16 protein-coding genes are annotated in these 12,410 nt (G+C 46.7%); 2 read left to right on the top strand and 14 right to left on the bottom strand.

What is annotated here, in order from left to right:
- From UF05_RS06055 to fkpA, 9 genes are all read right to left on the bottom strand, one after another.
- On the bottom strand, positions 1 to 391 hold a 391-nt coding region (locus UF05_RS06055; RefSeq protein ID WP_043852344.1), incomplete at its 3' end, for a GTP-binding protein.
- A gap of 153 nt (positions 392 to 544) precedes the next feature.
- Positions 545 to 2,644, bottom strand: coding sequence for an elongation factor G (gene fusA / locus UF05_RS06050; protein ID WP_005496543.1), 2,100 nt, complete (start codon positions 2,642 to 2,644; stop codon positions 545 to 547).
- A gap of 138 nt (positions 2,645 to 2,782) precedes the next feature.
- Complete coding sequence (gene rpsG / locus UF05_RS06045; RefSeq protein ID WP_005488949.1) at positions 2,783 to 3,253, bottom strand: 30S ribosomal protein S7; 471 nt, start codon at positions 3,251 to 3,253, stop codon at positions 2,783 to 2,785.
- A 101-nt stretch (positions 3,254 to 3,354) separates the two neighbouring features.
- Positions 3,355 to 3,729, bottom strand: a complete 375-nt coding sequence (gene rpsL / locus UF05_RS06040) for a 30S ribosomal protein S12 (RefSeq protein WP_004399892.1) — start codon at positions 3,727 to 3,729, stop codon at positions 3,355 to 3,357.
- Positions 3,730 to 3,907: 178 nt separating this feature from the next.
- Complete coding sequence (tusB, locus tag UF05_RS06035) at positions 3,908 to 4,183, bottom strand: sulfurtransferase complex subunit TusB (protein WP_020839769.1); 276 nt, start codon at positions 4,181 to 4,183, stop codon at positions 3,908 to 3,910.
- 7 nt (positions 4,184 to 4,190) lie between these two features.
- Positions 4,191 to 4,547, bottom strand: coding sequence for a sulfurtransferase complex subunit TusC (gene tusC / locus UF05_RS06030; protein WP_020839770.1), 357 nt, complete (start codon positions 4,545 to 4,547; stop codon positions 4,191 to 4,193).
- Positions 4,544 to 4,939 carry a sulfurtransferase complex subunit TusD gene (gene tusD / locus UF05_RS06025; RefSeq protein ID WP_005458288.1) on the bottom strand — a complete coding sequence of 132 codons (396 nt, stop codon included), beginning with the start codon at positions 4,937 to 4,939 and terminating at the stop codon, positions 4,544 to 4,546. Before tusD ends, tusC begins: the two co-directional genes overlap by 4 nt.
- A 2-nt stretch (positions 4,940 to 4,941) precedes the next feature.
- Positions 4,942 to 5,658 (bottom strand): helix-turn-helix transcriptional regulator, encoded by a 717-nt coding sequence (locus UF05_RS06020; protein ID WP_005438378.1) that lies wholly within the window; start codon positions 5,656 to 5,658, stop codon positions 4,942 to 4,944.
- Between the two features lie 143 nt (positions 5,659 to 5,801).
- Positions 5,802 to 6,584 (bottom strand): FKBP-type peptidyl-prolyl cis-trans isomerase, encoded by a 783-nt coding sequence (fkpA, locus tag UF05_RS06015; RefSeq protein ID WP_005458290.1) that lies wholly within the window; start codon positions 6,582 to 6,584, stop codon positions 5,802 to 5,804.
- A gap of 128 nt (positions 6,585 to 6,712) precedes the next feature.
- On the opposite strand from fkpA, the gene UF05_RS06010 reads away from it, so the two are divergent.
- The gene (locus UF05_RS06010; protein ID WP_017449506.1) at positions 6,713 to 7,699 is read left to right on the top strand and encodes a WD40 repeat domain-containing protein; all 987 of its coding nucleotides are present in this window, start codon (positions 6,713 to 6,715) and stop codon (positions 7,697 to 7,699) included.
- On the top strand, positions 7,696 to 7,923 hold the full coding sequence (locus tag UF05_RS06005; protein ID WP_005458294.1) for a SlyX family protein: 228 nt from the start codon (positions 7,696 to 7,698) through the stop codon (positions 7,921 to 7,923). The genes UF05_RS06010 and UF05_RS06005 overlap by 4 nt, the downstream gene beginning before the upstream one ends.
- 87 nt (positions 7,924 to 8,010) lie before the next feature.
- Here the strand turns inward: UF05_RS06005 and UF05_RS06000 are convergent, their stop codons facing one another.
- From UF05_RS06000 to kefG, 5 genes are all read right to left on the bottom strand, one after another.
- The gene (locus UF05_RS06000) at positions 8,011 to 8,952 is read right to left on the bottom strand and encodes an isoaspartyl peptidase/L-asparaginase family protein (RefSeq protein WP_005496537.1); all 942 of its coding nucleotides are present in this window, start codon (positions 8,950 to 8,952) and stop codon (positions 8,011 to 8,013) included.
- Positions 8,953 to 9,083: 131 nt separating this feature from the next.
- Positions 9,084 to 9,665 carry a peptidylprolyl isomerase gene (slyD, locus tag UF05_RS05995; RefSeq protein WP_005485547.1) on the bottom strand — a complete coding sequence of 194 codons (582 nt, stop codon included), beginning with the start codon at positions 9,663 to 9,665 and terminating at the stop codon, positions 9,084 to 9,086.
- Positions 9,666 to 9,753: 88 nt separating this feature from the next.
- Positions 9,754 to 9,954, bottom strand: coding sequence for a YheV family putative zinc ribbon protein (locus tag UF05_RS05990; RefSeq protein WP_005464767.1), 201 nt, complete (start codon positions 9,952 to 9,954; stop codon positions 9,754 to 9,756).
- Positions 9,955 to 9,987: 33 nt separating this feature from the next.
- Positions 9,988 to 11,784, bottom strand: a complete 1,797-nt coding sequence (gene kefB / locus UF05_RS05985) for a glutathione-regulated potassium-efflux system protein KefB (RefSeq protein WP_005464769.1) — start codon at positions 11,782 to 11,784, stop codon at positions 9,988 to 9,990.
- A complete protein-coding gene (kefG, locus tag UF05_RS05980; protein ID WP_015297407.1) occupies positions 11,768 to 12,361 on the bottom strand; it encodes a glutathione-regulated potassium-efflux system ancillary protein KefG in 594 nt (197 codons plus the stop codon). The genes kefB and kefG overlap by 17 nt, the downstream gene beginning before the upstream one ends.
- Between the last annotated feature and the right edge of the window lie 49 nt (positions 12,362 to 12,410).

The following is a 12,410-nucleotide window of genomic DNA, read 5'->3' as shown; positions in this document are numbered from 1 at the left end:
TGTATGGGATACCAACCTGACGGCCTAGTAGGATGTGCTCACGAGTTTGTGGCATTGGGCCATCTGTCGCAGCAACAACTAGGATACCACCGTCCATCTGTGCAGCACCAGTGATCATGTTTTTAACGTAGTCAGCGTGTCCTGGACAGTCAACGTGCGCGTAGTGACGGCTTGGAGTGTCGTACTCTACGTGAGAAGTTGCGATTGTGATACCGCGCTCACGCTCTTCTGGAGCGTTATCGATAGATGCGAAGTCTTTCGCTTCACCGCCGTACACTTTAGCTAGAGTAGTACAGATAGCAGCAGTTAGAGTTGTTTTACCGTGGTCAACGTGGCCGATAGTACCAACGTTAACGTGCGGTTTCGTACGTTCAAATTTTTCTTTAGACACGATCGTGTTCCTTCCTAGTTATGATTCGCCGTGATCATTATTGATCTACGACGCGCCAGAAATTGTTATTTTATGCGCCAACGCCCGTTAGCGCAATATTTGGACGGCTTGATCTCGCAAAAAGTCGTAAACTTTTTGTAGTTCAATCGTCAATTAGTAACCACGCTCTGCAATAATTTTATCTGCGAAGTTTTTCGGCACTTCAGCGTACTCGTTAAACTCCATAGAGTAAGACGCACGGCCTTGAGTTGCAGAACGTAGGTCAGTTGCGTAACCAAACATCTCAGATAGTGGAACTTGAGCACGGATGATCTTAAGACCAGCCACACCTTCATCCATACCTTCGATCATACCGCGACGACGGTTTAGGTCACCAACAACGTCACCCATCCAATCTTCCGGAGTGGTTACTTCGACATTCATCATTGGTTCTAGAATCACAGGTTGTGCTTCTAGTGCACCTTTCTTGAATGCCATCGAGCCAGCGATCTTAAACGCCATCTCGCTTGAGTCTACATCGTGGTAAGAGCCATCAAATAGTGTAGCTTTAATATCTAGGACAGGGTAACCCGCTAGAACACCACTATTCATTTGCTCTTCGATACCTTTCGCTACCGAACTAATGTATTCCTTAGGAATCACACCGCCCACGATTTCGTCTACGAATACGAAACCTTCACCAGGTTCTGAAGGCTCAAGTTTGACCCATACGTGACCGTATTGACCGCGACCGCCAGATTGACGAACGAACTTACCTTCCACTTCCGCTTTACCACGAATGGTTTCACGGTAAGCAACCTGAGGTTTACCAACGTTACAATCAACGCTGAATTCACGCTTCATACGATCAACGATGATATCTAGGTGAAGTTCACCCATACCAGAGATCAGAGTCTGACCTGTTTCGTCGTCCGTTTCTACGCGGAATGATGGATCTTCCGCAGCCAGTTTACCTAGCGCGATACCCATTTTCTCTTGGTCTGCTTTAGAACGAGGTTCTACAGCGATCTGAATAACTGGTTCAGGGAATTCCATGCGCTCCAGAATCACTTTGTGGTTCTGGTCACACAGTGTGTCACCTGTCGTTACATCTTTCAGACCGATAGCAGCAGCAATATCACCAGCGCGAACTTCTTTGATTTCTTCACGCTTGTTTGCATGCATCTGAACGATACGACCAAAACGCTCTTTCTTCTCTTTTACAGAGTTGTAAACCGCGTCACCTGAGTTAACAACACCAGAATAAACACGCATGAAAGTGAGCGTACCCACGAATGGGTCTGTCGCGATCTTGAACGCCAGTGCTGAGAACGGTTCATTGTCGTCTGCGTGACGCTCAATTTCGTTATCTTTCTCGTCAACACCTTTAATTGCAGGTACGTCAGATGGCGATGGCAAAAATTCGATTACTGCATCCAGTACCGCTTGAACACCTTTGTTTTTGAACGCACTACCACAAGTAGCCAGTACGATTTCGTTGTTTAGTGTGCGAGTACGTAGAGCTTGTTTGATCTCAGCTTCGGTCAATTCACCTTCTTCAAGGTACTTGTCCATTAGCTCTTCACTTGCTTCTGCTGCTGACTCAATCATGTGATTGCGCCACTCTTCAGCAAGCTCGATCATGTCTGCTGGAATGTCTTCGTAAGTGAACGACATGCCTTGGTCGGCATCATTCCAGTTGATCATCTTCATCTTGATAAGGTCGATAACACCACGGAAGTCCTCTTCAGCACCAACGTTTAGTTGGATTGGAACAGGGTTCGCACCAAGACGGTTTTTAATTTGATCCACAACGCGTAGGAAGTCTGCACCTGCACGGTCCATCTTGTTTACAAACACCATGCGAGGAACGTGGTATTTGTCAGCTTGACGCCATACTGTTTCAGACTGAGGTTCAACACCAGACGAGCCACAGAACACAACCACTGCACCATCAAGTACACGAAGAGAACGCTCTACTTCGATCGTAAAGTCAACGTGTCCTGGAGTATCAATGATGTTTACGCGATGCTCAGGGAACTGTGCTTCCATACCACGCCAGAAAGTAGTCGTCGCAGCGGATGTGATAGTGATACCACGTTCCTGCTCCTGCTCCATCCAGTCCATGGTTGCTGCACCATCGTGAACTTCACCGATTTTATGAGACAGACCAGTGTAGAACAGAATACGTTCAGTAGTGGTTGTTTTACCTGCATCTACGTGAGCACAGATACCGATATTACGGTAGTGCTCAATAGGAGTTTTGCGAGCCACGATTGAATCCTCTTAACTTAGAGATAGGGACTATTGCTATAGCTAAAAAATGCTATCCCCTAGATATAGCAATAGTTCCTAGCATAGGCATAGGAACTAAAGAAGTGCTGCAAGGAACCTTGCAGCACTGAAAAGGTATTACCAACGGTAATGTGCAAACGCTTTGTTCGCTTCTGCCATACGGTGAACGTCTTCACGTTTCTTAACAGCAGTACCTTTGTTCTCAGACGCGTCTAGCATTTCAGCAGCTAGGCGTTGAGCCATAGATTTTTCACCACGCTTACGCGCAGCTTCAACCAACCAACGCATAGCAAGTGCGTTACGGCGAACCGGACGTACTTCTACAGGAACTTGGTAAGTTGAACCACCAACACGGCGAGATTTAACCTCTACCGCTGGGCGAACGTTTTCAAGAGCTTCTTCAAAAATAGCTAAGTGGTCTTTACCAGACTTTTCAGCCATAGAATCTAGTGCAGTGTAAACGATTTTCTCTGCAGTAGATTTTTTACCGTCAACCATTAGGATGTTAACGAATTTTGCCAGCAATTCAGATTTGAATTTTGGATCTGGAAGGATCTTACGCTGACCAATGACGCGACGACGTGGCATGGATTTATCTCCGTTGTCTTCTTCAGGTTTTATCCAAAACTTTTCAGTTTTTTCAAAAAATTAAAAATAATTTAGTGTTTGGCCTTACTTAACGGAATCCATTAAGACTTAGGACGCTTCACACCGTACTTAGAACGACCTTGTTTACGGTCATTTACGCCAGCACAGTCTAGTGCGCCGCGAACAGTGTGGTAACGCACACCTGGAAGGTCTTTAACACGACCACCACGGATTAGAACAACTGAGTGCTCTTGAAGGTTGTGACCTTCACCGCCGATGTACGAAGTAACTTCGAAGCCGTTTGTCAGACGTACACGACAAACTTTACGAAGTGCTGAGTTAGGTTTTTTAGGTGTAGTAGTGTAAACACGAGTACATACACCACGTTTTTGTGGGCACGCTTCTAGTGCAGGCACGTTGCTTTTAACAACTTGCTTTGCACGTGGCTTACGTACCAACTGGTTAATAGTTGCCATTAACTAGCTCCTGATTTACTTGAAAGTAAGCTTTGTGAAAAATCTATCCCTAGCTACCATTGGCAGTTAGGGACGCAAAATTCTATGCAGCAGTGAGAGGTGTGTCAAGAAATATACGGATCTTTTTTGTTCAATTAGAGCAATTCATCCGTAAAGCTTTATCGACAGGAAAGGTGTATTAATCCCAGGTGAGAGATTTATCGTGTTTTGCCGTCAATTCGACAAAGCCAACGTAGTCTACGACAGTCACTGATGGACTGATACGATTTGCCATTCCACGCGCTTGAATATCGCTTTTTAATGCGAACACAGCGGCGTGTTTTATTTGGCTAAACGCCTTGTGCTGTGGATTTGCGGCGTAGACGGCATCTTCAATCAGCAAGGCAGCATCTTGTTCGCTATACAATGCGAATGCATCTTCTAAGGCTGAAACGGTTTTGATGATGTGTAACATAGCGTCCTCAGAATGACAGTAACTTGCCAGCTTGCTGCAGTTTTTCTTTTACTTGCTCAAGGCTGAGTGCTTGAGCATCTATAACGAGATCGGCTTGAGCCAATCCTCGTTGCGCTAATGATTCTGAACACACAAACACCTGTTCGATGTCGTATAGGTCGAATAACTTGAGCATCGGCGCGTAATCTTTGCTTAGGATATCGCTAGGCTCTTGCCCCAATAGAAGCTGATACACGCCATCTCCAATAAAGATCACGGTGATATCTTCGCAATACGCGGAAGCCGCTAAAAGCGCATCAACGCCTTCGCGACCAGCTGCGCTGCCATGCGGTGCGCTTCGAAATAGATAAGTTAACTGACTCAAAACTGTACCACTCTGTCTTGGGTTAACATCGCTTCGGCTAGACTGCCCAAACCCGCTTGTACAAAACCTTCTGCAAGATTGTTTTGTGTTAAACCATGTTGAGTGGCTTCATCCTCACTAATGATGCCACGACGCAGCGCTGCAGCGACACACGTTTCCAAACGCACATCATGTTCTTTAGCGAGACCTTGCCATGCTTTAGTCAAATCAAACTCATCATTAGCTGGCACACTTAACGCTGTACCGTTGGTCACACCATCTTGATAAAAGAACACACTCACCAGAGTATGCCCTTGTTCAATGACTGCTTGTGCGAATTGGTATGCGCTGCGTGCCGATTGGCTGCCGTAAACAGAGCCATTTACCACCAGCGTGTAAGTTAATCCACCCACGCTTATTCGTCCTCGGTTTTACGTTGACGAATGTATAAGTACACGGTGTGTTTTGAAATGTTAAGACGATCGGCAACACGGTTGATGGCGTCTTTGATGTCGAAGATGCCTTTGTCGTACAACTCCATCACGATCTGACGATTCTTAGTGTTGTTCGATACCGATTTATCCGCATTGATTTCTTCAATCGTGCGTTCAACGGTTTGGTCCACCAGCTCTTCTACGTCACTCGCGAAGTTCACCGAAGAAGCGGCTTCTTTCGCTTCTTGCGTTGGCATGAAAGATTGCAACACTTGCGAGAATGGCGCATCAAGGTTGACGTTGATACACAGCAAACCAATTACGCGATTTTCACCGTTGCGGATCGCAACAGTGATTGACTTCATTAGTACGCCGCCTTTAGCTCGTGTGAAGTAAGAACGTGAGAAATTACGCTCAGAGCCTTCAATGTCTTTCAGCATTTTTAGCGCTAAGTCAGTAATAGGCGAACCTACTTGGCGGCCGGTGTTTTCGCCATTGGCGATTTTGATTGCAGAGGTATTTAAGTCTTCCAGAGAGTGAAGAACGATTTCACAAAACGGACCGATCAGGCTCGCGATACCGTCCACTACCGCTTCGTAAGATCTCAAGATGATTTTGTCGTGCTCAGTAAATGGCATCACGTTAACCGATTCCATTTCGAGCAACATCTCCGCATTTATTGTTTCTGTAGTTGTCATAAGCCTTCGAGCGAAAAATCAACAAATTGGTGTAAGTTTATCAGAAAATTTGAAACGCAACCTAGCAAACTCACCAACTAGTGACCTAGAACAAAAAAGGCCCGTTAAACGGACCTTTTTCAATAACTTAGCTCAGCTCGTTCTTATTGCTCAGCTTTGTCATTCTCAACTTTTAGTAGCTCAACTTCAAATACAAGTGTTGAGTTTGCTGGAATGCTTGGTGTGTCTTGGTCCCCGTATGCAAGCTCTGGCGGGATAACAAATTTGAATTTAGAACCCACTGGCATTAGCTGAACACCTTCTGTCCAACCTGGGATAACACGGTTTAGAGGGAACGTTGCTGGCTCACCACGATCGTAAGAGCTGTCGAACTGAGTACCGTCAATCAACGTACCTTTGTAGTGTACTTGTACAGTGTCAGTGTCTTTTGGCTTCTCGCCTTCAGCAGGTGTGATTACTTGGTATAGAAGACCGGTGTCTGTTTTCACTACGCCTTCTTGCTTTTCGAATTCCGCACGGAAATCATCGCCAGCTTTTTTCGCTGCCGCTGCTTTTTCTGCTGCTTGTGCTTGCATCTTCTCAGCAACACGCTTGTCTAGAGACTCTAGAGCAGCACGTGTTTCTTCTTCGTTTAGCTCTGCGTTGCCTTTAAAGACATCTTCGATACCTTTAAGAACAAGGTCTTTGTTTAGGTTGATACCGATTTCGCTTGGTTTTTCGATGCTAGTGCTTAGGTAGTTAGCAAATGAAACACCGATTGCGTATGCCGCTTTGTCGTCGTCGGTTTTAAAGTGAACCGCTTTACCTGTTTCTGCTTGAACTTGTTCTGCTTGAGGTGCTGCTTCTGGTTTTGTTTCTTCTTTCTGACAACCTACCGCTAGCATTACTGTTGCAGCAAGTAGCGACACTTTTAAAACTGATTTCATTAAATTCTCCCAATAATGGCTTCGCCATTGGTTATTGTGCACAAATCTTATATGAGACTGGTGAAGACAATCGTTATACCAATATACTAGCTATATGTCTTAAGACACAAACCGGATTATTAGATGTGATGCAAAGAATTTCTCATTTATTCCTATATTTAATTGTCATCACCACGTTAAATGGTTGCTTTTTTACCGAGCATGAAGTTCAACGTTGGCCACTCGAACCACAGGGCTCAACGAGCTTTGGACTCAGCCGAGATGGTCGATTTGCCCTGCTCTACTCTGAAGAACACCACTTGGTTTTATGGGACCTAGAGCAAAACAAAAAACTCGCAACGCTCGGAGAGCTTGATGCCGATGGCAACGCGGTATCTCATATTCGTATTTCAGACAACGGCCGTTTTGCTGTAACCGCAGGTCAAATGAACTTTGCCGTTTGGGACCTTGGCTGGACGCAAGCACAAGGGCTGTGGTCCATTTCTGACGCATTAATTCGCGACATCGACATCACCAGCAACGGTGAACAAGTGCTACTTGGGCTCTCAAACGGTAAAGCCATTTACGTCAACTTAGTCACCGGTCGTCGCTTGGAGTTCCTCGCTCACCGAGAAAAAGTCAACTCTGTCGCCATCTCTCCTAATGGTCGATTCGCATTAACAGGCGGTAACGACTACAAAGCTTACCTCTGGGATACTGAATCTGGTCAGGTATTACGAACTTTTGAACATGAACAACGTGTTGTGCGCGTGGCACTGCAACGAGATGGCAAACTCGCCATGACGTCAGACGGTGGCAATCAAGCGATCATTTGGAATTTAGAAACGGGGCAAAAGGTTTCGCAACTCAGCAGTTGGTCACGCCAGCTGATTTTCTCTACCGCGCGTTTTTCTGATGATGGCTCTCGACTGGTAACGGGAACACCTTCAGGCCGCGTCTCGATTTGGGATACGCAGAGCGGAAAGCGCATTGACGGATTTGAAGTCGAGCCGAAAAAAGATACTCGCCCTCCTCGCGCGGTCGTGTATGATGCTGCCTTTGATTCTAAGCAACGTGTAATTACTGCCACATCGGCGGGCATCGCCCAAGCTTGGCAACTAGAGAACGGGTCATGACAGAAAAACTCATTGAGCAATTGGAAGCACGCATCAACGACTTAGAGTGTCAGGTGGCGTTCCAAGAGCAAACAATCGAAGATCTGAACAGTGCATTGTCACAACAACAATTGCAGATCACGAAGATGCAAGATCAAATGAAGTACGTAGTAGGCAAAGTGAAAAATATGGATTCTTCGAATATGGAAGATCCAGCCAACGAGCCACCGCCGCCGCATTACTGATCAATACGCGAAAGACAAAACAAAGCCCAGACTTATGCTGGGCTTTGTTGTAATTGCACGGTGGCTCATCGTGAAATGATCGAACGGTTAGTCGTTAGCGTAGATTTTCACACACAACTCACCACGAGTATTGATACCCGCACGATACATCCCCGTACTGTTCATAGCGAAATGCAACTCCCCATTCGCATCAATGGCAATCAGGCCACCTTCTCCGCCCATGGTTTTGAGATCTCCCTGAATAATGGCTTCACACGCGGTATGTACGTCCTCTTGCAAATAGCGCATGCGTGCTGCTACATCTTCCGCAACACGTTTACGAATAAAGAACTCACCAACCCCCGTAGTTGAAACTGCCACCACGCCATTCTCAGCCACCGTGCCACAACCTATCAGTGCAGAATCTCCAACACGACCATATTGCTTATTGGTTACCCCACCCGTACTGGTCGCCGCAGCTAAGTTGCCTTGCTGGTCTAACGCCACTGCGCCTACGGTGCCGTGTTTACGATCATCCGGGTAACGAGACTCAGATAACGCAAACAAACCTTTCTCACGCATTGAGAGCAGCTGTTCATAACGGCGATCTGTGAAGAAGTAATCTTGTTCGGTGTATTGATGGCCTTGTTCAAAAGCAAACTTCTCAGCGCCTTCACCAACCAACAACACATGGTTGCTGCGAAGCATCACATCCCGAGCCAACTCGATCGGGTTTTTAATGTGTCTAACGCCCGCGACAGCACCTGCGGCAAGGTTGCGACCATCCATCACAGAGGCATCCATTTCTACCATTTCGTTGTGAGTAAGAACCGAGCCTTTACCCGCATTAAAGTTGGGAGAGTCTTCCAATACTTTTACCGCAGCGACCACCGCATCAAGCGCTTCTCCACCTTGTTCGAGGATTTGGTGTCCTGCTTTTACCGCTGCTTCTAAGTCTGCCAAGATGGATTGCTGAAGTTCATCACTCATTTGTTCACGCAAAATGGTGCCTGCTCCGCCGTGAATGGCAATTGAGAACGGTTTCGTCATCGCTTTGTCCAACTGTTATTCCTTGTATGATTTGCACTACACCGCAGATAAACAAAAAGCGCAAGTTGAAACCTCAACTTGCGCTTTTTTAAAGCTTTACTAGATGCGTTTATCTAGTGAAGAGCATGCGATTAGTGAGAACCGCAACCGCCGCCGCCACAACATTCGTGGTCGTCGCCTTTCTCTTCGCCGCCACAGCAGCCGCCTTCATGATCGTGATCGTGGTCATGACCACCACAACAACCACCAGCTTGGTGAATGTGACCGTGTTCGATCTCTTCTGCTGTTGCTTCACGAGTTGCCATTACTTCAACTTCGAATGTTAGCGTTTGACCTGCTAGCATGTGGTTACCATCAACAACCACTTCGTCGCCGTCTACTTCAGTCACTTCTACAGGGATTGGACCTTGGTCAGTGTCTGCTAGGAAACGCATGCCAACTTCGATTTGTTCAACACCTTGGAATACGTCAGCAGGAACGCGCTGAACTAGAGCGTCGTTGTGCTCACCGTATGCATCTTCAGGAGCTACAGTTACTGAGAACTTGTCGCCAGCCACTTTACCTTCAAGCTCTTTTTCAAGACCTGTGATTAGGTTGTTGTGACCGTGAAGGTAATCTAGAGGCGCGTCTGCAGTTGATTGGTCAACTACTACACCGTCTTCCATCATTACTTTGTATGCAAGGCTTGCAACAACGTTCTTTTCAATTTTCATACTAACTCCAGAGAGATTAATTGACTTAACCAGAATGGGGTTAAGTACTGCGATGGTAGTATTATGGGGATCAATTATCGAAGTTCAATTACTCAGGCTTAAAAATCCCAATCATTTCCTGCGCGGAGTGTTTATTTTTCTCTACAGATTGCGGTTTACGCTGCTCGGTGTAGTCACACTCAACGCACTCGACTAACTCAATATTGTTTTCTATCCACCAGCGTAGGGTATCTTGCTGGCTGCACTGTGGGCAAGTTGCCCCCGCGATAAAACGTTTCTTGGCTTTCACTTTTGTTCCTTTTCCCGCTTAGGTCTGCGGGTACTACTTCCAATGATTAGGCGACTGGTGATCGCTTTCCATCTCACGACCAAAAATTTCTTCTAGCTCTTTACGAGCTTCTTTGGCTCTTTGGGCGAGCTTCTTATCTTCATTATGCTGAGGCAGCAAGTCTTTAAGCATAGCATTATCGAGCTTACGAAAATGTGCTTCTGCCCGCTTTGCTTGATATGGGTGCATGCCTAACTCAACCAGAGTTTGACGACCAAGATCCAGTGCGCCTAAAAAAGTCTCACGCGAATAGTTTTGCACACCATGGCTCATCAACTGATAGGCTTCCACTCGGCTTCGAGCACGAGCGAGCAATTTGAGATTCGGAAAATGCGTACGGCAGATATCGACAATCGCCATCACTTCATCCGGCGAGTCTGTACAAATCACTAACGCTTCCGCTTTGTCTGCGCCAGCGGCGCGCAACAAATCGATTTGCGTGGCATCGCCATAAAAAACTTTGTAACCGTACTTACGCAGTAAGTGAATTTGGCTGGCGTCACTTTCCAATACCGTAACTTTGATTTTATTGGCGTACATTAAGCGCCCAACGATTTGCCCAAAACGACCAAAACCCGCAATGATGACGCGAGGACGACGATCAACCACGTGACTGGTGACGCTCTCTTCTTCCTGATTAAGCGTATGAGCGAACCACTTCTTTTGTCCCATCAACAAGAGTGGCGTGGTCACCATCGATAGACTCACCACAACCAACAAAAACGCCACTTGTTCTTTGGATAAAATGCCTTCTTGGCTTGCCGCGGTGAAAATCACAAAAGCAAACTCACCACCTTGGCTCAAGATGGCGGCCATACGGCTACGTGCTTTTTCTCGCACTCGACCCGCTCTGGCTAGGGCGTACAACACCAAACCTTTCACCACAACCAAAGCCACCACCGCACCAAGAATTTCAAGAGGATGCAACGCCAGTAAGCCCAAGTTTACCGCCATGCCAACCGCGATAAAAAACAGACCAAGAAGCAAACCTTTAAACGGCTCGATAGCGATTTCTAGCTCATGGCGATATTCACTTTCGGCCAGCAGCACTCCAGCTAAGAAAGTTCCTAGCGCCATGGACAAGCCCAGTTTTTGCATCACCACCGAAATGCCTAGCACCACCAAGAGTGAAGCCACGGTAAATAACTCGCGAACCCCACTCATCACGACAAAACGAAACAGAGGGCGCAATAAAAAGTGACCACCAATCAACAAGGCTACGACACTGCCTAAAACGGTAAAAGCATCGAACCAACTGCCTACATTCTGTTCACCAGCTAAAAGCGGTAACATAGCCAACATCGGTATGACGGCGATATCTTGAAAAAGCAGCACAGCAAAACCAGACTGGCCCGTTTCGGTGCCATTGAGGCCTTGCTCTTCAATCACTTTGAGTGCAATGGCCGTAGAGGAAAGGGCGAGCCCCATGCCGATGACCAAACTCACCTGCATGCTCAAGCCAAACAAACTGACAATGCTACCAATAACCGCCGTCGTCACTACAACTTGCGCGCCGCCAAGACCTAAAATCGGCCCTCGCATTTGCCATAATTTTTTCGGGTTCAATTCCAAGCCAATTAAGAACAGCAGCAACACAACCCCGAGCTCGGCAAAATGCAGAATCGCATCGACATCGCTAATCAGGCGTAATCCCCAAGGGCCAATCAATACTCCTGCCAACAAATAGCCAAGCACCGAACCTAAGCCAAATCGCTGCGCCAAAGGAACAGCAATCACCGCCGCCGACAGAAACACGACACTGCTTTGTAGAAACTCACTGGTTATCGCCATGCTGACCTCCTTGGTGCAACGCTTCCCACTCATCAAGAGGATTACTCAGCCATCGACGATACAGCTCCGCGTGTTCATAGCGTTCAATATCAGAAACATTGCGTGACCAATACAACACCAGCGGCTCCATCCAATGCATCTGACATAGTGCCGCCGTCAACTCGAACGGTTGCAGAATCTGCTCTAACGGATACTTGTTATACCCCCTAGCACTGAAGGCTTCTTCTTTACCACCCGTGGTAATCACACTGCGCCAATATTTGCCTTCCAGTGCAGAACCGTCGCCAAACGCAAAACCCTTGCCGAGTACTCGGTCTAACCACTCTTTCAACAACGCCGGACATGAATACATATAAAGAGGATGATGAAAGACAATGACATCATGATTCATCAGTAGATCATGTTCGTGATTCACATCGATAAAGAAATCAGGATAAGCGCCATAAAGATCGTGCACCGTCACGTGCTCAAGTGATTGCACTCGCTTTATCATCACTTGATTGGCAATGGAGTTGTGCGGCTCTGGGTGAGCATAAATGACCAGAACTCTTGGGAGAATAGACGCTGCTACAGCCAAATGGTCGTCCTTGTGGTGATTTTTATCCGTTATCAAATTGTTATACTTT

Source organism: Vibrio sp. S457-15 (genome assembly GCF_000960545.1).
GTDB classification, from domain to species: domain Bacteria; phylum Pseudomonadota; class Gammaproteobacteria; order Enterobacterales; family Vibrionaceae; genus Vibrio; species Vibrio parahaemolyticus.
The sequence above is the reverse complement of the archived record's forward strand: the minus strand, read 5'-3'. Positions and strand labels throughout refer to the sequence as shown.

Bases quoted from the DNA above. Each gene is read 5' to 3' on its own strand.
- rpsG (WP_005488949.1), bottom strand. From the start codon at position 3,253: ATGCCACGTCGTCGCGTCATTGGTCAGCGTAAGATCCTTCCAGATCCA.
- rpsL (WP_004399892.1), bottom strand. From the start codon at position 3,729: ATGGCAACTATTAACCAGTTGGTACGTAAGCCACGTGCAAAGCAAGTT.
- tusB (WP_020839769.1), bottom strand. From the start codon at position 4,183: ATGTTACACATCATCAAAACCGTTTCAGCCTTAGAAGATGCATTCGCA.
- UF05_RS06020 (WP_005438378.1), bottom strand. From the start codon at position 5,658: ATGACAACTACAGAAACAATAAATGCGGAGATGTTGCTCGAAATGGAA.
- fkpA (WP_005458290.1), bottom strand. From the start codon at position 6,584: ATGAAATCAGTTTTAAAAGTGTCGCTACTTGCTGCAACAGTAATGCTA.
- UF05_RS06010 (WP_017449506.1), top strand. From the start codon at position 6,713: ATGCAAAGAATTTCTCATTTATTCCTATATTTAATTGTCATCACCACG.
- UF05_RS06005 (WP_005458294.1), top strand. From the start codon at position 7,696: ATGACAGAAAAACTCATTGAGCAATTGGAAGCACGCATCAACGACTTA.
- UF05_RS06000 (WP_005496537.1), bottom strand. From the start codon at position 8,952: ATGACGAAACCGTTCTCAATTGCCATTCACGGCGGAGCAGGCACCATT.
- slyD (WP_005485547.1), bottom strand. From the start codon at position 9,665: ATGAAAATTGAAAAGAACGTTGTTGCAAGCCTTGCATACAAAGTAATG.
- kefB (WP_005464769.1), bottom strand. From the start codon at position 11,784: ATGGCGATAACCAGTGAGTTTCTACAAAGCAGTGTCGTGTTTCTGTCG.